This is a genomic window from Kitasatospora sp. CM 4170, from assembly GCF_032110285.1.
Lineage (GTDB): Bacteria > Actinomycetota > Actinomycetes > Streptomycetales > Streptomycetaceae > Kitasatospora > Kitasatospora aburaviensis.
This window is the reverse complement of record NZ_CP134877.1, coordinates 512,581-532,660: the sequence shown is the minus strand read 5'-3', so window position 1 is coordinate 532,660 and position 20,080 is coordinate 512,581. Positions and strand designations below refer to the sequence as shown.

General features: G+C 72.1%; 19 protein-coding genes and 1 pseudogene. 10 read left to right on the top strand and 10 right to left on the bottom strand.

Annotation, left to right across the window (positions count from 1 at the left end):
* Positions 1–36: 36 nt before the first annotated feature.
* The 4 genes from RMN57_RS02350 to RMN57_RS02335 form a co-directional block, all read right to left on the bottom strand.
* The gene (locus RMN57_RS02350; RefSeq protein ID WP_313761655.1) at positions 37–867 is read right to left on the bottom strand and encodes a carbohydrate ABC transporter permease; all 831 of its coding nucleotides are present in this window, start codon (positions 865–867) and stop codon (positions 37–39) included.
* The gene (locus RMN57_RS02345) at positions 864–1,796 is read right to left on the bottom strand and encodes a sugar ABC transporter permease (protein ID WP_313761654.1); all 933 of its coding nucleotides are present in this window, start codon (positions 1,794–1,796) and stop codon (positions 864–866) included. The genes RMN57_RS02350 and RMN57_RS02345 overlap by 4 nt, the downstream gene beginning before the upstream one ends.
* Complete coding sequence (locus RMN57_RS02340) at positions 1,793–3,070, bottom strand: ABC transporter substrate-binding protein (RefSeq protein WP_313761653.1); 1,278 nt, start codon at positions 3,068–3,070, stop codon at positions 1,793–1,795. Before RMN57_RS02340 ends, RMN57_RS02345 begins: the two co-directional genes overlap by 4 nt.
* Positions 3,071–3,200: 130 nt before the next feature.
* On the bottom strand, positions 3,201–3,665 hold the full coding sequence (locus RMN57_RS02335) for a phage tail protein (protein WP_313761652.1): 465 nt from the start codon (positions 3,663–3,665) through the stop codon (positions 3,201–3,203).
* A 468-nt stretch (positions 3,666–4,133) separates the two neighbouring features.
* On the opposite strand from RMN57_RS02335, the gene RMN57_RS02330 reads away from it, so the two are divergent.
* Entirely contained in the window at positions 4,134–5,312 is a 1,179-nt protein-coding gene (locus tag RMN57_RS02330) for a hypothetical protein (RefSeq protein ID WP_313761651.1), read from the top strand.
* Positions 5,313–5,395: 83 nt separating this feature from the next.
* Here RMN57_RS02330 and RMN57_RS02325 read toward each other — a convergent pair whose 3' ends face one another.
* From RMN57_RS02325 to RMN57_RS02315, 3 genes are all read right to left on the bottom strand, one after another.
* Positions 5,396–6,805 carry a sigma-70 family RNA polymerase sigma factor gene (locus tag RMN57_RS02325; protein ID WP_313761650.1) on the bottom strand — a complete coding sequence of 470 codons (1,410 nt, stop codon included), beginning with the start codon at positions 6,803–6,805 and terminating at the stop codon, positions 5,396–5,398.
* On the bottom strand, positions 6,778–7,197 hold the full coding sequence (locus RMN57_RS02320; protein ID WP_313761649.1) for a YciI family protein: 420 nt from the start codon (positions 7,195–7,197) through the stop codon (positions 6,778–6,780). The genes RMN57_RS02325 and RMN57_RS02320 overlap by 28 nt, the downstream gene beginning before the upstream one ends.
* Positions 7,198–7,443: 246 nt before the next feature.
* Positions 7,444–8,040 carry a TIGR03086 family metal-binding protein gene (locus RMN57_RS02315; RefSeq protein ID WP_313761648.1) on the bottom strand — a complete coding sequence of 199 codons (597 nt, stop codon included), beginning with the start codon at positions 8,038–8,040 and terminating at the stop codon, positions 7,444–7,446.
* A 177-nt stretch (positions 8,041–8,217) separates the two neighbouring features.
* Here RMN57_RS02315 and RMN57_RS36980 point away from each other — a divergent pair.
* The 6 genes and pseudogenes from RMN57_RS36980 to RMN57_RS02290 form a co-directional block, all read left to right on the top strand.
* A pseudogene (locus tag RMN57_RS36980) lies at positions 8,218–8,814 on the top strand (SMI1/KNR4 family protein); the annotation flags it as partial.
* A 66-nt stretch (positions 8,815–8,880) separates the two neighbouring features.
* Positions 8,881–9,078 (top strand): histone-like nucleoid-structuring protein Lsr2, encoded by a 198-nt coding sequence (locus RMN57_RS36975; protein ID WP_345328630.1) that lies wholly within the window; start codon positions 8,881–8,883, stop codon positions 9,076–9,078.
* Between the two features lie 177 nt (positions 9,079–9,255).
* Positions 9,256–10,422, top strand: coding sequence for an MFS transporter (locus RMN57_RS02305; protein WP_313761647.1), 1,167 nt, complete (start codon positions 9,256–9,258; stop codon positions 10,420–10,422).
* Between the two features lie 164 nt (positions 10,423–10,586).
* On the top strand, positions 10,587–11,639 hold the full coding sequence (locus RMN57_RS02300; protein WP_313761646.1) for a polysaccharide deacetylase family protein: 1,053 nt from the start codon (positions 10,587–10,589) through the stop codon (positions 11,637–11,639).
* Between the two features lie 170 nt (positions 11,640–11,809).
* The gene (locus RMN57_RS02295) at positions 11,810–12,229 is read left to right on the top strand and encodes a hypothetical protein (protein ID WP_313761645.1); all 420 of its coding nucleotides are present in this window, start codon (positions 11,810–11,812) and stop codon (positions 12,227–12,229) included.
* A gap of 65 nt (positions 12,230–12,294) precedes the next feature.
* Positions 12,295–13,179: an IS5 family transposase gene (locus RMN57_RS02290; protein WP_313761644.1), complete on the top strand. Its 885-nt coding sequence runs from the start codon at positions 12,295–12,297 to the stop codon at positions 13,177–13,179.
* A 144-nt stretch (positions 13,180–13,323) separates the two neighbouring features.
* Here the strand turns inward: RMN57_RS02290 and RMN57_RS02285 are convergent, their stop codons facing one another.
* Positions 13,324–13,716, bottom strand: a complete 393-nt coding sequence (locus tag RMN57_RS02285; RefSeq protein ID WP_313761643.1) for a hypothetical protein — start codon at positions 13,714–13,716, stop codon at positions 13,324–13,326.
* Here RMN57_RS02285 and RMN57_RS02280 point away from each other — a divergent pair.
* On the top strand, positions 13,709–14,149 hold the full coding sequence (locus tag RMN57_RS02280) for a hypothetical protein (RefSeq protein WP_313761642.1): 441 nt from the start codon (positions 13,709–13,711) through the stop codon (positions 14,147–14,149). The two genes, RMN57_RS02285 and RMN57_RS02280, sit on opposite strands and share 8 nt — an antisense overlap.
* A 392-nt stretch (positions 14,150–14,541) precedes the next feature.
* Positions 14,542–16,056 carry an MFS transporter gene (locus RMN57_RS02275; RefSeq protein WP_380237295.1) on the top strand — a complete coding sequence of 505 codons (1,515 nt, stop codon included), beginning with the start codon at positions 14,542–14,544 and terminating at the stop codon, positions 16,054–16,056.
* 110 nt (positions 16,057–16,166) lie between these two features.
* On the opposite strand, the gene RMN57_RS02270 is transcribed toward RMN57_RS02275, so the two are convergent.
* A complete protein-coding gene (locus tag RMN57_RS02270) occupies positions 16,167–16,904 on the bottom strand; it encodes a VOC family protein (RefSeq protein WP_313761640.1) in 738 nt (245 codons plus the stop codon).
* A 387-nt stretch (positions 16,905–17,291) separates the two neighbouring features.
* Here RMN57_RS02270 and RMN57_RS02265 point away from each other — a divergent pair, with 387 nt between their 5' ends.
* Positions 17,292–18,347 (top strand): RIO1 family regulatory kinase/ATPase, encoded by a 1,056-nt coding sequence (locus RMN57_RS02265; protein ID WP_313761639.1) that lies wholly within the window; start codon positions 17,292–17,294, stop codon positions 18,345–18,347.
* 127 nt (positions 18,348–18,474) lie between these two features.
* On the opposite strand, the gene RMN57_RS02260 is transcribed toward RMN57_RS02265, so the two are convergent.
* On the bottom strand, positions 18,475–20,079 hold the full coding sequence (locus RMN57_RS02260; RefSeq protein WP_313761638.1) for an ABC-F family ATP-binding cassette domain-containing protein: 1,605 nt from the start codon (positions 20,077–20,079) through the stop codon (positions 18,475–18,477).
* Position 20,080: the final 1 nt, after the last annotated feature.

Below are 20,080 nucleotides of genomic sequence, written 5' to 3'. Positions count from 1 at the left end.
GTTCGCCTTCCTGGTCCCGCCCGGTTGTGGGCGGTCTCATCCCTTGACTGCGCCGGCGGTGAGGCCGGCGACGATGCGGCGCTGGAACAGCAGGACGAAGATCACGATGGGGATCGTGATGACCACCGCCGCGGCGGCGATGGATCCGGTCGGCTGCTGGAACTGCGAGCTGCCGGTGAAGAAGGCGATGGCCGCCGGTACCGTCCTGGCCGAGGTGGTCGAGGTCAGGGAGATGGCGAACAGGAAGTCGTTCCAGCAGAAGATGAAGACCAGGATGCCCGTGGTGAACACGCCGGGCGCGGCCAGCGGGGCGATGACCAGGCGGAAGGCCTGCCACGGGGTGGCGCCGTCCACCTTGGCCGCCTTCTCCAGGTCCCACGGGATCTCGCGGAAGAACGCCGACAGCGTGTAGATCGCCAGCGGCAGCGAGAAGGTCATGTACGGGATGATCAGACCGACCCAGGTGTCGAAGATGCCCAGTGCGCGCTCGATGTTGAACAGCGGTGAGACCAGCGAGATCGGTGGGAACATGGCGATCAGCAGCGAGACGCCGATCAGCAGCCGCTTGCCGGGGAACCGCAACCGCGCCACGGCGTAGGCGGCCATCGTGCCGAGGACGACGGCGATGGTGGTGGCGATCACCGAGATGCCGATCGAGTTGACCAGCGCGCGGGTGAACTCGGAGGTCTGGAAGATGCCCCGGTAGTTCTCCCACGTCCACTCGCGCGGGATGAAGTCACCGTCGGTGAGGGTGCTCGGGTCCTTGAACGAGAGCGCCACGATCCACCACACCGGGAACAGTGCGTACAGGATGACGATCAGGTTGGCGACGCCCCAGCTGGTCAGGGTACGGGTGCGGCTGCTCATCGGCGCTCCGGCTCGCCACCCGGCGCGGCGGCGCCGAAGACCTTGATGAAGACGAAGGCGATGACCGCCACACAGAGGAAGATCAGCACCGAGATCGCCGACCCGATGCCCAGGTTCAGGGCGGTGAACAGGTTGTCGTAGCCGAGGATGGACACCGATCCGGTGTCGTTGGCACCGCCGGTCAGCACGTAGATGTTGTCGAAGATGCGGAACGCGTCCAGGGTGCGGAACAGCAGGGCCACCAGGATCGCCGGCTTCATCAGCGGCAGGACCACCAGCCGCAGCCGTTGCCAGAACGTCGCGCCGTCCACCATCGCCGCCCGGACGGTCTCCTCCGGCACCAGGGCCAGGCCCGCGAGCAGCAGCAGGGCCATGAACGGCGTGGTCTTCCACACCTCGGCCAGGATGATCAGGCCGATCGCCTGCCACTGGTCGGTCAGCGGGGCGCTGCCCTCCGGCAGGAGCGCGGCGAGGTAGCCGACGCCGGGCGTCCAGGCGTACTGCCAGGAGTAGGCGGCGACCACGGTGACGATGCCGTACGGGATCAGGACCGCGGTGCGGACGGTGCCGCGGCCGAACACCGCGCGGTGCATCACCAGGGCGAGGGCCATGCCGAGCACCAGCTCGATCGCCACCGAGACCACGGTGATCAGCACGGTGACCCAGAGCGCCTGCCACCAGAACGGAGAGGTGAGGACCGCGCCGTAGTTGGCGAGTCCCACCCAGTGCGCCTGCTGCGGGAACCGCAGGTCGTAGCGCTGCAGCGAGAGGTAGATCGCGTAGGCGATCGGGTAGGCGGTGACGGCCAGCATCACGACGGCGGCGGGAGCGCACAGCAGCAGGCCGAGCCGGCGTTCCTGGCGGGCGCCCTCGGAGAGTTCCGCGGTCTTCTTCCCGGCCCGGTCGCCGAGTGCGGTGGCAGGCGTCACGGGATCAGCCCCTTGGAACCGAGGGCGTCCTGGATCTGCCCGCGGAGGTCGGCCACGGTGCGCTCCGGATGGATGTCGGCGGGCGGCGAGAGGGTGTGCGAGATCGCGATGGACACGTTCTGGTACGCGGGGGTCTGCGGGCGCACGCTGGCGTTCTCCAGCGCGGCCAGCACGTCGGCGGCGAACGGGTAGCTCTCGGTGAGCTCGGCCGCCTGGTAGAGGCTGCGCAACGACGGCGGCAGGCCGCCCTTCAGCGCGTTGGTGAGCTGGTTCTCGCGGTCCCGCAGGCACAGGGTGGCCTCGAACGCGAGGTCCGGGTGCCGGCTGTACGCGCCGACGGCCAGGTCGATCCCGCCGATGGTGACGGTCGCCGGCCGGTCGGGCAGCACCGACGGGTACGGTGCCCAGCGGAAGTGCTGGAACAACTCGGGCTGGTTGGCCTTCATCGACGGGTAGACGAACGGGTAGTTGAGCTCGAAGGCCGCCGTTCCCGACTCCATCGCCAGCCGGTTCTGGTCCTCCATCTGGTTGGGCAGCGAAGGATCGGCGGCCGCCGACGTCGCGGTGTCGTGCATCACCTGCGCGGCCACCACCGCGGGCGGACCGAGCGAGGGCGCCTGCGCGTCCGGCGTGAGGATGGAGCCGCCCGCACTGGTGACCAGGGTGTTGAACCACACCGTCAGGCCCTCGTACTGGGCGCCCTGGATCTCCACGTAGTGCGGCTTGCCCTGCTTGGCCAGCGCGTCCGCCTGGGCGAGCATCTCCGCCCAGGTCTTCGGCGGGCTCGGCACCAGGTCGTCCCGGTACCAGAGCAACTGCGTGTTGGAGTTGTACGGCGCCGCGAACAGGCGCCCCTGCCAGGTCGCGGTCCGCACCGCCGCGTCGAGGGTGTCCGCGGTGGCCTGCTCCCTCATCGCCCCGGTCCACTCGCGGATCCAGCCGGCCTCCGCGAACTCCGCCGGCCAGGTCACGTCCAGACCGAGGATGTCCACCTCGGCGTCGTGCGCGGCCATCCGGCGCACCAGCTGCTGGCGCTGCCCGTCGGCGCCGCGCGGCAGCTTGTTGTAGTGGATGGTGTACCGGCCGCCGGACTGCTGACCGCAGCGGTCGGCGGCCTGTTGGAGAGCCCCGGAGTCGTCCGGGAAGTTGTACCAGTTCAGCGTGACCGGTCCGCCCTGCCCGCTGCTCCCGCAGCCCGTCAGGGCCTGGGCGAGCACGAACAGGCCCGCAGCGGCGGTGAACCACCGCGAGCGGATCCCGCGGATACCCGGCATCGCTCTCCCGGAACTGTGACGGACGGACTCGTCGACGCTAGCCGGGCGCGGCGCGCCGCCGCTTCATCGGCGGGCCCGCCACGCGGGGCGGCCAGCCGAATGGCGGAGCCTCCGGCAGGGGGTGACGCGGTCAGTACTCGTTCTTCAGGACGAAGTAGGACCCGCGGATGGTGCCGGCGAGCTTCGAGCGCTGCCGTGCGAACTTGAACCGTGAGGCGAGCTCCTCCGGGATCTCCATCCCGTCGGAGAGCTTGAAGCCGACGGCCCGCTTCTTGGGGTCGTCGACGGTGTACATGACGTTGACCGACAGACCGCTCTCGTAGAAGACGTAGGCCATGCGGATGTTGTCGACCTGGAAGGCCGTGGCTTCGAGGGGCCGGGACGAGATGACGATCTCGCGTTCCTCGCTGAGGATCCGGTGCACCCAGGCGACGACCGTCGTGGCCTCGCTCGCAGGCTCCACCGTGAAGACGTGGTCGTACTTGTTCCTGAAGTAGCGGGCCTCGTTCGCCCGCAAACCGGCGAGCGCGGCCGCGACGGGCGACGACTCCAGACCGACGGTCGAGACGGTGTCGAAATCCACGGTGTAGGACATGGCGGATCCTTTCTCGTTGACGCGGGTGGCTGACTGGATCGCCGGCCGGGCGCCGAGTGGTGAAGGCCGGGGTCCGCCCGTCGAAGTGCTGGAAGGCGCGATGCGGTGATCGTATGCGGCGTCGGCGGCGATGGCCGGTCGGCAGGGCGGGCGCCTTCCGGGATTCCCCTGGGGGCCACACCGTCCGTCCGAAGCGAATGACGTGACGGCGGGTTGTTCCCTCCCACCGTGCCGCGCATTGGCCGGTTCTCGACGGCCTGGTGTGTGGGGGCGCCGGCAAACGCTGCGTAGAGGGCGGAGATCTCCGGCATTTCAGGAGCCGGGCGGCGGGGGGATCGGCGGAATTCGGACGATCGGCCGCCGGCTGTTTGAATCCACGGGGACTTCGGCAGTGTGAATATTGAATGCTCTACTGCGGTCCCCGCCCGCCGACCCTATCTCGGTGGCCGAAGGCAGGAAAGAGATGCCATGGACGATTTCGACGGCGAGACCTCCAAGCGCAACCCGGTCTTCTGCACCCTCGTCAACGCCTCCCTCGACCTCGACCGCGACGACCTCGGCCACCCCGGCCACCCGGGCCTCTGGCAGCGGCTCCTCGCCGACCGCCGGCCCGTTCACCGGCGCGGGCTCTACTGTCCGGACTGCCTGACCGTCCGAGGCGTCTCGGCATGGATGTACGTCTACGAACGCCGGGGGACGCGCATCGCCGCGCACCACAACCCCCACCACGACAGCCACCACGGAGAAAGCGACGAGCGCAAGGCGTACAAGGAGCGCTACGCCCGCGCGGCCGAGAGCGCCGGCCACACCGCCGAGGTCGACGCCGTCGGGGCCGACGGCAGGAGGCGTACGGACGTCCTCGTCACGGGCGCCGGCGGAAGGCAGTACGGGTTCGAGGCGCAGCTCTCCTACATCACCGCGGCGACCGCGCGCAGCCGCGACGCCGCGGCGAGCGCCGACGGGATCACCGCGGTCTGGCACACCGTCGACCCGAAGTCCCCGCTGATCGACGTCGTCCGCTGGACCCGCGCGGACGACCTGCCGGCAGCGGCGATACGTGACGACCGCGACCTGCTGGTCCGCGGCGGGGTGCGGACCCTCGACCTGCAGCTCTGCGAGCGCATGCCCGCGCCCTGTCCGCAGCGCCGACAGGGGAGCTGCGGACGCCGCCACCCGCGGTGGAATCCGCGTCCGCGGCAGTTCGACGAGCTCGTCCGGGACATCGCGGACGGCTCCTACGTCCCCCTCACGGTGCAGGCGGGCCGTGCGCTGCACCGGTTCTGGGCACCCGCCCCGGACCTGGCGACGTACCTCGACAACGGCGGCACCCTCGCCGAGGACGACCACACGAGACAGGCGCCGGCGCCCCGGAGGGCCACCCACCGGGGGCGGCCGCGGGACGCGCAGTGTGCGGTGGACCGGGCCGAGCGACGCAGGCGGCGTTTCGAACACGTGCCCCCGCGGGACCGGGGCGAGGCCATCTGGCTTCCCGAGACAACCATCCCCGTGCCGATCCCCCGACCGCCCCTGGTCTCGGTCCGCGAAGGCGTCTGTTCGGCGGGCCGCACGCACTGCGGGGCGGAGGCCCGGCTGTACGCCGCCGGTTGGCTGTGCGATGCGCACCGACCGGGTGCGAATCGGCGGTAGCCGGTCGGCGGGCCGGGCCGGGCCGGGCTCCGGCTCCGGTGTTCGGGGGCTCGTTCTCGGTCGGGACGGCGTCGGCGTGGGCGTCACCGGCCGAGGGCGGCGGCCTTGCGGAGGAGGACGGCGCGCTCGCGGGTGTTGAGGCACAGGCGGGCGGCGAGCTCCAGCTCCGCCCGGGCCTCCGCGGTGCGGCCGAGCCGGGCGAGGAGCTCTCCGCGCACGCTCGGGAGCAGGTGGGAGCCGGAAAGGCGGCCGGCGGCGACCAGCTCGTCGACGATGACGAGCGCCTCCTGGGGGCCGGCCGCCATGGCGACGGCGACCGCCCGGTTGAGCTCGACGACGGGGGAGGGGGCGACGCGGCCGAGCGCCTCGTAGAGGAGCACGATCCGCTCCCAGTCGGTCTCCGCGACCGACGGGGCCTCGGCGTGGCAGGCGGCGATGGCCGCCTGCAGGCCGTAGGGGCCCAGGCCGCGCCCGGCCGCCGTCGCGCGGCCGATCGCCGCCAGGCCGCGCCGCACCGCGGAGCGGTCCCACAACCGTCGGTCCTGGTCCTCCAGCAGGACGGCCTCCCCGTCGGGACCGGTGCGCGCGGGGAAGCGTGCGGCGGTTAGCTCGAACAGCGCGAGCAGCCCGAACACCTCCGGTTCGTCGGGCAGGAGCGAGGCCAGCGTCCGGGCCAGCCGGATCGCCTCGTAGGCGAGATCGGGCCGCAGGAGCCGATCGCCAGCCGTCGCCGTCGAGCCCTCGGTGAAGATCACGTACAGGACGCTCAGGACGCCGCCGAGCCGTTCGCGCCGCTCCGCCTGCGGCGGCAGCTCGAACGGCACCCCGGCCGCGGAGATCGTCCGCTTCGCCCGGGTGATCCGGGCCTGGACGGTCGGCACGGGCACGAGGAACGCGCGGGCGATCTCCGCGCTGGACAGGCCGGCGACCACGCGCAGGGTCAGCGCCGCGCGCGCCTCGGGCGAGAGCACGGGATGGCAGGACACGAAGATCAGCGCGAGGACGTCGTCCTCGATCCGGTCCGGGTCCCAGGGCAGGTCGTCCGACCGGTCCGCAGCGGGTTCCGCGCCGGAGCTCGCCTCGCCCTCGACGAGCCGGCCCGCCAGGGCGGCGTACCGGTCGTCGAGGGCCCCGCGGCGGCGGAAGTGGTCGATGGCGCGCCGCCGGGCGGTGGCCAGCAGCCAGCCCACCGGGTTGGCGGGCCGGCCGTCGCGCGCCCAGGCCACCAGGGCCTGGGCCACGGCCTCCTGCGCGACGTCCTCGGCGAGGTCGAAGTCCCCGGTGTAGCGCGTGAGGGCGCCGACGATCCGCGCGGACTCGATCCGCCAGAGGGCGTCGACCGCCCGCCGGGCCGATTCGGCATCCGGCGGGCGGTGACCCGGCGTGCCGGGGCCCTGCGGGTCGTCGCCCGGCGAGCTGCGGTCCTGCGGGTCGTGGGCAGGCGAGCCGTTCGCCGTCACGGGTGTCAGAGCTGGCCGGTCCGCTCGCGCCATGCCCGCTCCCTGACGATCCACTCGTTGTCCTGCGGGAACTCGTCGATCCCCGGCACGCGCCGGATCTCGATCTTCGTGCCGGGGAAGGGCGGCAGCCGCTTGGCCCACTCGACCGCCTCGTCCTTGGACGCCACGTCGAGGATGTAGAAGCCGCCGAACAGCTCCTTGGTCTCACCGTACGGGCCGTCGGTGACGACCGGGGTCTCCCCGCCGAGGTCGACCACCACGCCCTGCGCGGCGTCGTCCAGACCCTCGGCGGCGACGAGCACGCCCGCGCGGATCAGCTCGTCGTTGTAGCGGCCCATCGTTGCGAGCATCTCCTCGAAGGGCGTCTCCACCATCTTCGCGAGTGACTCGTCGGTGCCGCGCATGATCAACATGTACTTCGCCATGGCTGTTCTCCTTCGTCCGGAGGGCGCTGTCCGACCCTCTCTATCCCAGGTCGAACGGCGCGGCCGCGGATCGACACGACGGAGGAACCCGGAGCCACCTGTTTTCCGCCCGCGAGCCCGCGAGCCCGCGAGCCCGCGAGCCGTCAGCCCCCGGGCCCCACCCGGAGACGGGCGCTGGCTCGGGCACGCCGGCGCCGGCGTGCCCGAGCACAGCCCAGCGGGCGACGGCGTCGTGCTACCGGGGTCTCACGCCGACTCCGGGCGCCACTGCGGGTCGCGGCCGGTGAAGGCGAGCAGCCGGTCGGCCCGACCGGCCTCGGCGGGGACGTCGACGGCGGGGCCGTACTTGCCGAAGTTGTCGCGGACGAAGTCGACGGTCTGCCCGGCCGGGGTCTCCAGGCGCTCGGCCATGGACTCGGTGAGCGGGAGGTCCTGGCCGGTGGCCCGCGCGATGTCCCACGCGTGGACGGCGGCGTCGAGCGCGGCGACCGCGGTGCCGGCGTTGGCGGGCATGGGGCCCATCGGGGTCGGCACGCTCTCGGCCTCCCGCACCGACTCCCACGCGGTCATCGCGGCACTCAGCACCGCCTCCAGCTGCGCCGCGGCGTCCCGGCCGTCGGACGACAGCGCGTCCTCGGGCTCGAACGGGTCGCCCGCCGGCGGCTCCCCGGTGATCTGCATGACCAGAGCCTGCTGGTCGAGCCGTGCGTGGTGCAGGATCTGACGAACGGTCCACTCACTGCACGGCGTCTTCGCGCCCCAGGCCTGCTCGGGCACGCCGCGCACCACGGCCAGCAGGTACTCGTGCGCCTCGGTCAACAGCTTGAACCCGTCAACGGACATGCGTTGCCTCCCCCGATGTCGAGATGGTCGAAACCACAGCGGTAACGAGAACGTTCACCCTCACCTTAGGGCTCACCACTGACATTGATGTGGGAGGGCGTCCGCCGATCGCGTTGGACGCCGAACGTTCATGTGGTGAAGGCTATCTGATGATCATTTAGAACCATCCGGAAGTCCGTGGGGGCCGGCGGCCGAACCCGGCACGGTGGGCGACGAGGGCCGCGCCACCGCCTTCGGGCGTCACCTTCCCCCCTTGTCGGTGGCGCCGCGTATGGTCTGCAGACGGACGATCAGCAGTCGCCTCCCGGTCCGAAGGGATTGCACGTGAAAGGAGTGCCGGTGCACCAGGCAGAGGACGTACGACGGGCGTGGGGTCGGGTCACGGCGTGGTTCGAGTCCCACGACCCGGACGTCTTCGCCGCCCTCGGCGGTGCGGGGAGCGCGACGGCCGTCAGCGAGGCCGAAGCGCGCATGGGCATCGAGCTGCCGAGGGAGATGCGGCAGTGGCTCCTGGCGAACGACATCGATGCCGGTGGGCGACCCGAACGATCGACCCTGGTGACGCTGGGGTGTGCGGGAGCGATTCCCGGCGGCGGACTCCTTCTCGGTCTCACGGACATCGAGCGCGTCCACGCCCACATGCTGGCCGTCGAGGAGATGGAACCGTCCGGAGACCCCGACCACCCGTCCTGGCGGCGCGAGTGGGTTCCGATCTCCTCGGAGACCGACGGCTTCTACGGGAGGTTCGTCGACACGCGCACCGGAGCCGTCGGGTCCTGGTCGGAGGGGAACCTGCCCTCGGAAGGCGAACACCTCTCGTTGTCCGCATTCTTCCGGGCCGTGGCGGACCAGCTGGAGACGGTGTTCCCGGGCAACGCGGGGGAGGCGGGGGAGAGCGCCGGGCGCCGTGTGCCCGATCGCAGCCCGAAGGACGAGGCGATCCGCGTCTGGGCCCGTGCGAACGGCTACGTCGTGCACGACCGCGGGCGTGTGCCCGCCGTCATCCGTGAGGCGTACGAGGAGGCGACGGGAGCGTAGCGTTCCGCCGAGTTCCCCGACCGGCGGGTCGGGGGCCAGTGGCCTCGGCACACCGAGCGCCGCCGCGGACCGACCCCCGGGGAGGCGCTGGCCCGCAACCCTGCCAGGTCGCCCCGATTCGCCGCCTCGGCGCCCGGGAAGACCACGGGCTACGGGGCCGATCGAAGGGCGCGTTCAGTGGGCCGACTGCGAGCGTTGCCGGGGTTCGCCGCCTTCGGGGTCTTCTGGGGCACCTGGGGCGCCGTCATTCCGGAGGTGCAGCAGCAAGCCCGCGCGAGCGACGGCGAGTTGGGCGTCGCGGTACTGATGATCGGCCTGGGCGCGCTCTGCTCGATGCGCGCGGCCGGAGCCGCCGTCGACCGTTACGGGCGGCCGGCCGCCGCGCTGTGCGTCCTGGCCATGGCCGCGGCCGGATCACTGCCGGTGTTCGCGCACACCGAGACGCTCCTCGTTCTGTGCCTCGCGGTGGTGGGCGCCGCCTCCGGGGCGATGGACGTCGCGGTCAACGCCCTGGCCGCCGAGGAGGAGCGCCGGTCGGGCCCCCTCATGAACCTCGCCCACGCGTGCTTCTCCGCGGCCGTGGTGGCCGCGGCGGTCGCCGCGGGCCTCGCGCTCGGTCACGGCGTACCGGCCGGGGCGCTGCTTGGGGGTGCGTCCGCCCTGATCGCCGCCGTGGCCGTCGGGATCCAGACCCTCGACCGCGGGGCGGCGCCGGCCCGTTCCGCGCGGGGGCCCCGCACGGTCTCGGTCGTCGATCGGCGGTTGCTCCTCCTCGGGGTGCTGTGCGCGCTGGCCTTCCTCGTGGAGAACGCGTGGCAGAGCTGGAGCGCGGTCATGCTGCGCTCCGGCTTCGGGCTCGGTCCGGGCGCGGCCGCGCTGGGGCCGGTACTCTTCGCGGCCTCGGCCGCCGCCGGACGCCTCGCGGGGCACCGGCTCACGTCCCGGCTGCCGCGCCGTACCCTGCTGGCCGGCGGCGCCTGCGTCGCCGCGGCGGGCACCGCGGCGGCCGCCCTGGCCGCCTCCCCTGCGGCGATGCTGGCGGGCGTCGTCGTCGCGGGGCTCGGGACGTCGGTGTGCGCGCCGACGATCCTCTCCCTGGCCGGCGACCGGTCCGCGCCGGAGCTCCGTGCGTCGTCCATCTCGGTCGTCACCACCCTGGGGTACGGCGGGTTCGTCCTCGGCCCCGCCGCGGTCGGACTCACCGCATCGGCGACCAGCCTCCGCACCGCCTTCTACGGCGTCGGGGTGGTGGCGGCGGCTCTCGCGATCGCCGCCGTGACCGTACTGCCCTCCGACCGGGCGGCCCACCGTAGGGCCGGGACGGCACCGGGCGCACCGGGGTGACCCGGGCGGCACCGACGTCCGCCCGGTCCGCCGGGTGGCGCGATGTACGTCGAGGGTGTCGCCGTGGCGGCTCGCCGTCCGTAGGATCGGGCCTGCCGCGCAGGGGAGGCGGGCCTCGCAGGCCGCGCCGGTGGAGGGAGGGCGCCGCAGTGCGATTCGCCGGTGTGGGTCTGACGCGCGACGGCTACCGGATCGCCGTGGCGGACGCCGACGGACGACCGGCCGGTCCGGTCGAGGCGTACCGGCACTGCGCCGTGGAACGGCCGGTCGCCCGGCTGGTCGAGCTGGCGCGACTGGCGCCCGACGGGTTCGCGGTGGTGGTCGACAGCGGTAACGGCATCCTCGACAGCTCCCTCACGGCGGCCGGCGTCGCCGTCCTGCGCGCCGACCCGCCGATCCTGGCGGACGGTCGTGTCACAGCGGAATCCCTCGCCGAACTGGGCGCCTCACGGCTGGAGTTGCTGGTGATGCTAGGGGGCGGCGGCTGGACGATGAGCGGGCGCGAGGAGGAGATCCGCACCGCGGAGGAGGCCTCCGCGCCGGTCGAGCGGCGGCTCGCCGCGCAGGGGCGGCTCCTGCGCGGCGGGGAGGGGACGGCGCCCGTGGTGGCGCTCACCTTCGACGACGGTCCGCACCCCGAACACACCCCGCGGATCCTGGAGGTGCTGCGCCGCCACGACGCCCCGGCCGCCTTCTTCTGCATCGGCCTGCACGCCCTGGCGTACTCCGGCGTGGTGCGCCGAATCGCCGACGAGGGCCACACACTGGGCAATCACACCTGGTCGCACGCCTACCTCCCGGACCTCGGCCCGATCGAGCTGCACCGTCAACTGTCCTTCACTGCTGAGGCGATTGCGGCGGCGGCCGGGGGCGGCCCGGTGCCGTGGCTCCGGCCCCCGTACGGCGGGCGCAGCCCCGAACTCCTGGAGCGGGTGGCGGAGTCGGGGCTGACGACGGTGCTGTGGGACGTCGAGACCAACGACTGGGCCCGGCCCGGGCCGGAGGTCGTCGCCGAACGCGTGCTGAGGCGAGTCCGGCCGGGCTCCATCGTGCTGATGCACGACGGCGGCGGCGACCGGTCCCAGACCGCGGCCGCCCTGCCCGCGGTGATCACGGGCCTGCGCGACCGCGGCTACCGCCTGGTCGCACTGGAACAGTTGGCAGCCGGGCGCGCCGAAGCGCGCCGCTCCACGGCCGGTGCACCCACGAGCCATTGACGGCGGCGGAGGTGGCCCAGGATATCGCCCTGAGACCAGCTTGATGGCATCGGTGAGCCACCGATGTCATCGTCCGCTACGAGGCCGTCGGATGCTCTGACGCACCAATGTGCACCAGTGCTATGTTCCCATCGCGGGTCCAACGGCAGTTGCTGGGCACGGGGGCTGGGGTGGCTTTGCTGGAAGCGCTGATCACGACCGTTACGGGTGCGGCCTCGGCGACCGTGGGAGTGCTGGTGGGCGGGATCGTTACGAGACGAGGCCAGGACCATCAGTGGTCGCGGGATCAGCAGTTGGTTGCCTACCAGGAACTCCTCAGTCACTACGCCAAGTTCACGATGGTGATCAAGCGCGCACACGCCGACCGTCGCGGCTGGGACTACGACTGGGCCGAGTGGAGCGCCGTTCTGACGCGGGTCAGCTTGATCGCTCCCTCAGAGGTCGCGGTAGAGGTCGACCGCTTCGGGCAGTCGGTCGATCGCTTCTTGGACCGCGTCGCGCGAGAGGTCGATCCGGTCCGTACTCCGCTCGGCGAAGAGGAGTTCCGGGAGGCCGGCGCGGAGGTGGCTCAGAAAGTGTTGGGTAATTGATCAACTTCATGGCGTGATCCACTGGTGGTGATCTTTGCGTTGCCCTGTCCGCGAAGATCACCGCCATGTGTGTCTGTGCGTGCAAGCCGTCCTATGACTCGTCGTTGACGGACGCTCAGTGGGCGGCGATCGAGCCGCTGCTGCCGGTGCGGGATCTGCGCCGGGCCGGCCGTCCGTTGAAGTTCCCGCGTCGGCTGGTCGTGGACACTGTGCTGTACGTGCTGGTCAGCGGCTGTGCGTGGAGGCTGGTGCCGCATGATCTCGCCCCGTGGGACGTGGCCTACCGCTGGTTTCGCGCGTGGACGGCGGACGGCACCTGGGACCGGGTTCACGACACGCTGCGCGAGCGGGTCCGGGTGGCGGACGGCCGGGACCCGCAGCCCTCGGCGGCGGTGCTGGATTCGCAGTCGGCCCGCAGCCACCAGGGCGGGCAGGCGATCGGCTACGACGCGGGCAAGCGGGTGCGGGGCCGTAAGCGGCACCTGCTGGTGGACACCTGCGGGCTCGTGCTGCGGGCGGTGGTGCACTCGGCCTCGGTGCAGGACCGGGCGGGCGCGAAGCTGGTCCTCAGCGGGATCCGGAACCTGTTTCCGCAGGTCGGGCTGGTCTGGGTCGACGGCGGCTACGTGAATGTGGTCGACGCGGGCCTGGTCGGCTGGGCGGCCGAGCACGAGAACCTGGAGATCGTCGCGGTGCCGCGCAATGCGGATGTGAAAGGGTTCCAGGTGCTGCCCCGCAGGTGGGTGGTCGAGCGGACATTCTCCTGGCTGGGACGGTGCAGACGGTTGGCACGGGACTACGAGCGCAAGACCGCGCACGCCGAAGCGATGATCAAGGTTGCGATGATCCGGCTCATGGCCGCCCGCCTCGCCGGCGAGGAGGTCGAACCGCGCGGCCCCATCGAGACCGAAGCAGCCCGCCGCCTCGCCGACGACCTCAAGAACCAGTAATCATCCGATTACCCAACACTTTCTCAGTCGCAGATACGCCTGGTCAATGCGATGCGGCTTTCGCTGGGAGGTGGAAGGAAGACGCTGGCCTTCTGGATTGGCGGGTCACCGGCTGGCCCGGAGACTCGCGGATCGTTGTAGCGGTCACAGCCATTCGTTGATGACGGCGATGGTGACCGTGGCCTCGTAGCGGACGGCCAGTTCTTCCTCGGCCGCAGCGAGCGCAACCGCGAGCGTGACCCCGACGCCGACCGCCACGCCGACCCCGACGCCGACCCCGACCGTGACCGCCACGGGCGCTCCGGTCGACGCCTCCGGCGCGTTCGACCCCGCGGTGGCCTTGGCACAGGCTGACCGGACGCCGTATGCCGCGACGGTGACCATGAAGACGACCGCGACGGCGGACGGCCAGGGGTCCGTCATTACCGCGACCGGCCGGGCCAACTTCAACACGCCGGGGCACGAGAGCCGCCGCGAAACGAAGATGATGCTCAGCAACAGCGACGAGCCGATGTTCTGGATGGAGTCGGTGAACACCGGTTACGGCATCTTCATGCGGGACAAGTCCAAGCCGGGCAGCACCTGGAGCCGGAGCCCGTCGGCTCGCAGCGAAGACGCCACGGACGACGATGGCGCCGGCACCTACGCCAAGGCGCTCACCGAGGCCGGCCCGGCCGCCCGCAAGGGGATGGAGCAGAAGAACGGGGTGTCGGCCTACCACCTCGGCGCTCGCCTGACGGCCGCCCAGCTCAAGGTGATCGACCCCAAGGACTACAAGAAGATGTCCGACCAGGGCGTCAGCGCCAAGGACTACGACGTCTGGATCGACCGGGCCGGGCGCATCCTGGCCCAGACGCAGTCCATGGAGGTGCCCAAGGACGGCAGCATCGTCACATCGGTCATCACCGTGACCTACACGGATTTCGGGCCCCGCGAGACCTTCACCGTGCCGACCATCACCGTCAGCTGACCCACGACCCGACGCCCCCTGAGCCGTCCCGCCCGAGTCCGGTGCTCGGGCGCGACAGCTCAGCCGCACAGGCCCCGTCACACCAGTTGCCGTAGCCGGCCCCGCCTGGCCCTACTCATTGACATCGCGAGTTCGGCCGGAGTACCTGCCGCGACCTCCCCACCGGGTGACCGCCCCCGCTGCTCCGTCAGGCGGTCTGCCGGGCCGGTCGCTAGCATGAGAGCCGCCGAACGAACGGCATGAATCGGGCCCTTTCCTCCGGGAACGGGCCCGCCCCAACAGGTGGTCCGCCGCAGCCGACGCGCCGAGGCGCGGATGCACCCCGGAGGGAAGACCGAACCGTGAGCACTGCTCCCGCCACCGGATCCTCGCGCTACCTGGTGCTGGCGGCGATGATCTTCGCCGTCGCGATGACCTTCATCGACCAGACCATCGTGTCGATCGCCGTACCGAACATCCAGCAGGAGCTGGACCTCACCAGTACGGGGGTGCAGTGGGTGGTCAACGCCTACCTGCTCACCCTGGCGGCGTTCTTCGCCTTCGGCGGCCGGCTCGCCGACACGGTCGGTCACCGCAGGATGGTGACACTCGGGGTGCTGGTCTTCGCGGGTGCCTCGGCCTGTTGCGGCTTCACCCCCACCGGGAGCCTGGCCGAGGCGTGGCTGGTCGTCTTCCGCGCCGTCCAGGGCTTCGGCGGCGCCATCATGTTCCCGGCGGCCCTGGCGATCGTGGTGCAGAACTTCGCGCTGCGGGAGCGGGGGAGGGCGCTGGCCCTGTTCTTCGGCGTCGCGGGCGGTCTGACCGCGATCGGACCGGTCCTCGGCGGCTACCTGACCGAATGGACCTGGCGGGCCATCTTCTGGGTGAACCTGCCGGTGGCGGCGGTCGCGCTGGTGCTGATCGCGATCTCCAAGCCGGTGACGGAGAGCCGGCCGGCGCCCATGGACTACCGGGGCCTGGCCCTGATCGCCGGCGGCGTCGCGCTGAGCGTCTTCGGGTTCCAGCAGTCCCAGGTCTGGGGCTGGTCGAATCCGGCGATCTGGCTCTGCATCGCGGCCGGTGTCCTGCTGCTGGTCGTCTTCGTGGCCGTGGAGAAGCGCACCCCCTCACCGCTGATCCAGGTGGACATCTTCCGCATCCGTGCGTTCTCCGTGCAGAACCTGGTGCTCGGCATCTCGATGCTGGTCTTCGTCCCGGTGTTCTTCTTCTCCAGCGAGTACGCGCAGATCGCACTGGGCGACTCCTCCTCGGAGGCCGGGGTCTTCCTGCTCTACTTCTTCATCGGGTTCGTGATCGCCTCGCAGATCGGCGGGCGGATGCTCGACCGGGGCGGCGCGAAGCGACCGGTGGTGCTCGGGTGCGTCCTGGCCGCGGTCGGGTTCTACCTCTGGGCGGGCGACGCGACCACGCTGGACTTCAGCGACCAGCAGTGGGACGTGGTGCTGGCCGGCGCGGGCATGGGCTTCATGCTCAGCCCCTCCAGCACCGACGCGGTCAACCGCGCCTCGCGGTTGTCCTACGGCGAGGCGACCGGCATCACCCAGACGGTCCGCAACTACGCCGCGAGCCTGGGACTGGCCGTGCTGGGCACCGTCCTGGTGACCGAACTGCGGTCCCGGCTGACCGACTCCCTGGTCGCCCAGGGCCTGCCGCACGAGCAGGCGGTGTCCACGGCCGCCCACCTCTCCCAGGTCCAGGCGCAGAGCGGTGGGAACACCGCGGACATCCCGCCGTTCTTCCGGGCCGACTTCGCCGAGGCCACCCAGACGGTCCTCTACTGGATGGCGGCCATCATGGCGGTGGCCGCCGTGGTGGCGATGGTCGGTCTGCGTCCGGGCGTGCAGGCCGAGACCGCGGCCGAGGAGCAGGAGCCCCTGCCGACCGGCGACAGACCGGGCCAGGTCTAGGGCGACGGGCGGACCCCGGCCCGTGTGGGCTCCGGGCCGTCCGACCGGACGGCCCGGAGCCACGGCGTAGCAAGTGGTCGAGCGAGCGATCGACCTGGGGCGGAGCGGGGCTAACGGGGGCTGAGCAGGCAGAACTCGTTGCCCTCCGGGTCGGTCAGGATCCGCCACGAGATGGCGGACTGGTCGATGCCCGGGTCGGAGGCGCCCAGAGCGCGCAGCCTGGCCTCCTCGGCTGCCGGGTCGTCACCGCGGTAGGGGCTGATGTCCAGGTGGACGCGGTTCCACCCGCTCTTGGTGTCGGGGGTGCGGACGAACTCCAGGTAGGGGCCGACGCCGTGGGCGGAACGCATGGTCGCGTGGTCGTCGGCGACCTCGTGCACCGTCCAGTCCATTGCCTCGCCCCAGAACCGGGCCATCGCCCGCGGGTCGGTGCAGTCGACCACCACCGCGGCGATCGGCCCGGTGTCCCGGTAGATCTCCCGGGGCTCCAGGACGCAGAACTCGTTCCCCTCCGGGTCGGCCATGACCGTCCAGGGGACGTCGCCCTGCCCCACGTCGGCGAGCGTCGCGCCGAGGTCCTTCAGACGGGCGACGAGCTCCGCCTGGTGGGCCGCCGAGGTGGTGGCCAGGTCGAGGTGCACCCGGTTCTTCACCGTCTTGGGTTCCGGGCGGGCGATGAGGTCGATGCAGACGGCCGTGGGGTCGGGGTAGGTGAAGCCGACCGGTTCGAGGTTGGTCACGCCGGGGCCCTCGCTGTCGACCCCCCAACCGAGTGCCTCAGCCCAGAACCGGCCGAGCGCGTCGTCGTCCTGGGCCTTCATGTTGATCTGCACGAGTCGTGTTGCCATGCCGCAGATTCTAGATCTTGAGCCGGCCGGTTTCAGCGGGGTTCCAGGGCGTCGGGCCACCTGCCTGGCCCGAAGGTCCGACCCGTACTCCGGCCACCCGTCACCCGGCGGTCCCTGCTGCCCGGTTGCGGCCGCCGATAATTCGCTTGCGTCCGGCTCGGGACCGGATATGCTGTGCCAGTCCTCGTGATTGCCGTGGTCGGAGCCCCTCTCCACGCGGTGCCGGGCGAGGTTTTGACGAAGAGGAGGTGTGTACGAGTGGTTGCCGCCCTGTCGCGGCGCGCCTTCGTGTGCGCGCCCTACGCCGTTCTCTTCCGTCATTCGCCCACCGGCTGACGACGCGCCAGTATCGGCGCCACGGTGGGCCGTTCCTCTGGAGCCACCGCAGTGCGCGAGCGTTACACCGACAGCGATTCCTTCTCCCGTATCCGCCCCAAGGGCGCTCCTCGGCGCGGCCGCCGGTCCGACCGGTTCGACGACGCCGAATCCCAGTACCCCGAATTCGCCTCCTTCGAGGCCGAGTTCACGCAGTTCAACGACTACACCGAGGCCGCCGAGGCCGCCGAATCCCACGAATACTCCGAGTACCCCGGGTACTCCGAGTACTCCGCCTACCCCGAGGACGCCGGCGTCCTCCCCGCCCCGGCCACCGACGGTCCGGCCGAGGGTGACCGCTGGTCCACCTGGGACCAGTCCACCCCCACCGAGAAGGGGCCGGAGCCGCGCCCCGACTGGGTGGTCACCGAGCTGGCCGCCGTCGACACCGAGCTCGGGATCGTCAAGACCGGCAAGGAGGCCGACGTCTTCCTGCTGGAGCGCGGCGTCCCGGGTACCGAGCGGCGCACGCTGATGGCCGCCAAGCGCTACCGCGACGCCGCCCACCGGATGTTCCACCGCGACTCCGGCTACCTGGAGGGCCGTCAGCACAAGGAGTCCCGGGTGTCCCGGGCCATGGCCAAGCGCACCGCCTTCGGCCGCGAGGCCATCGCGGGCCAGTGGGCGGCCGCCGAGTTCGGCGCGCTGTGCCGGCTCTGGTCGGCCGGCGTGGCCGTCCCCTACCCGGTGCAGATCACCGGCACGGAGATCCTGATGGAGTTCGTCGGCACCGCCGACGGCACGGCCGCGCCCCGGCTCGCGCAGCTGCGCGCCGAGGAGGCGGACGTCGAGGACCTCTGGGAGCAGCTCGGCCGCAGCCTCTCGGTGCTCGCCGCCGACGGCTACGCCCACGGGGACCTCTCCGCCTACAACATCCTGGTCCACGAGGGCCGGCTGGTGATCATCGACGTCCCGCAGATCGTGGACGTGATCGCCAACCCGCGCGGGCGCTCGTTCCTGGAGCGGGACGTGCGCAACGTCGGCGCCTGGTTCGTCTCCCGGGGACTGGCCGAGCGACGCGTCGACGAGCTGGTCGGCGAACTGGCCTTCGACGCGCGGCTGGGGTGAGCCGGTGCACGCGTGAGCGGGCGGGCGGGCCGGTCCCCGGTGAGGGGACCGGCCCGCCCGCCCCCGGCCCGGCCGGCATCACGCCGTACCGGACCGGGGGCCGCGGTGTCCTGCCCGCCGAGCGCCCTCAGGCGAGGTCGACGAGGCTGCGGTAGTCCTCGCTCCACAGGTCCTCGTCCGCTTCGGGCAGCAGCAGGGCGCGGTCCGGCCGCAGCGCGTCGATCGCCCCCGCGTCGTGGGTGACCATCACGATCGCCCCCGGGTACGTGCCGACCGCGGCCAGCACCTCGCCCCGGGAGGCGGGGTCGAGGTTGTTGGTCGGCTCGTCCAGCAGCAGGACGTTCGCCCCGGAGTGGACCAGCCCCGCCAGGGCCAACCGGGTCCGCTCCCCGCCGGAGAGGACGCCGGCCGGCTTGTCGGCGTCGTCCCCGGAGAACAGGAACGCGCCGAGCACGTGCCGGGCCTCGCCGTCGCTCAGGTGCGGTGCGGCGGCTGCGAGGTTCTGCCGGACGGTGCGCTCCCGGTCGAGGGTGTCGTGCTCCTGGGCGAAGTAGCCCAGGCGCAGACCGTGCCCGTGGACCACCCGGCCGCTGTCCGGCCGTTCCGCCCCGGCCAGGAGACGCAAGAGCGTGGTCTTGCCCGCGCCGTTGAGCCCCAGCACCACCAGTCGGCTGCCGCGGTCCACGGACAGGTCCACCCCGGTGAGGACGGGGCGGCCGCCGTAGGACTTCGCCAGGCTGATCGCGCCCAGCGGCGTCCGACCGCACGGGGCCGGCTCGGGGAGCCGGATCCGGGCCACCTTCTCGGTGCGCCGCACCGGTTCCAGGTCGGCGACCATCCGGTCCGCGCGGCGGGCCATGCTCCTGGCCATGACGGCGGTGGCCGAGCGCGCCTTCATCCGGTCCGCCTGGGTGTGCAGCGCGGCGGCCTTGCGCTCGGCGTTCGCCCGCTCCCTGGCCCGGCGGCGGGCGTCGGCGTCCCGCTGCGCCAGGTAGCCGGGCCAGTCGGTGTTGTGGATGTCGATCGCCGCCCAAGTGGCGTCCAGATGGAAGACCCGGTTGGTGAGGTCGGCGAGCAGCCCGGTGTCGTGGCTGATCACCACCAGGCCGCCCCGGTGCCGCAGCAGGAAGGTGCGCAGCCAGGTCAGCGAATCGGCGTCCAGGTGGTTGGTCGGCTCGTCCAGCAGCAGGGTTCCGCCCTGGCCGGCGAACAGGATCCGGGCCAGCTCCGCCCGGCGCTTCTGACCGCCCGACAGGGCGCCGACCGGTTCGCCCAGGGCGTGCTCCGGCAGCCCGAGGCCGGCGGCGACCCGGGCCGCCTCGGCCTGGGCGGCGTACCCGCCGCCGGCCTGGAACGCGGCCTCGGCGCGCGTGTAGGCGTCCATCGCCCGCTCCAGCGCCCCCGCGCCGCGGGCGTCGGCCATCGCGGCCTCGGCGGCGCGGAGCCGGCGCAGGCTCTCGTCGAGCCCGCGCGCGGACAGGATCCGGTCGAGGACGGTGACGGACGTGTCGGCGGCGTGCGAGTCCTGGGGGAGGAAGCCGACCGGCCCGGTCCGGGTGATCGCCCCCGCGGCGGGCGCCGTGTGGCCGGCGAGGGCGGTCATGAGGGTGGTCTTGCCCGCCCCGTTGCGGCCGACCAGGCCGATGCGGTCGCCGGGGGAGACGGTGAAGGAGATGTCGGACAGCAGCAGGCGCGCGCCGGCGCGCAGCTCGACACCGCGAACGGTAAGCATG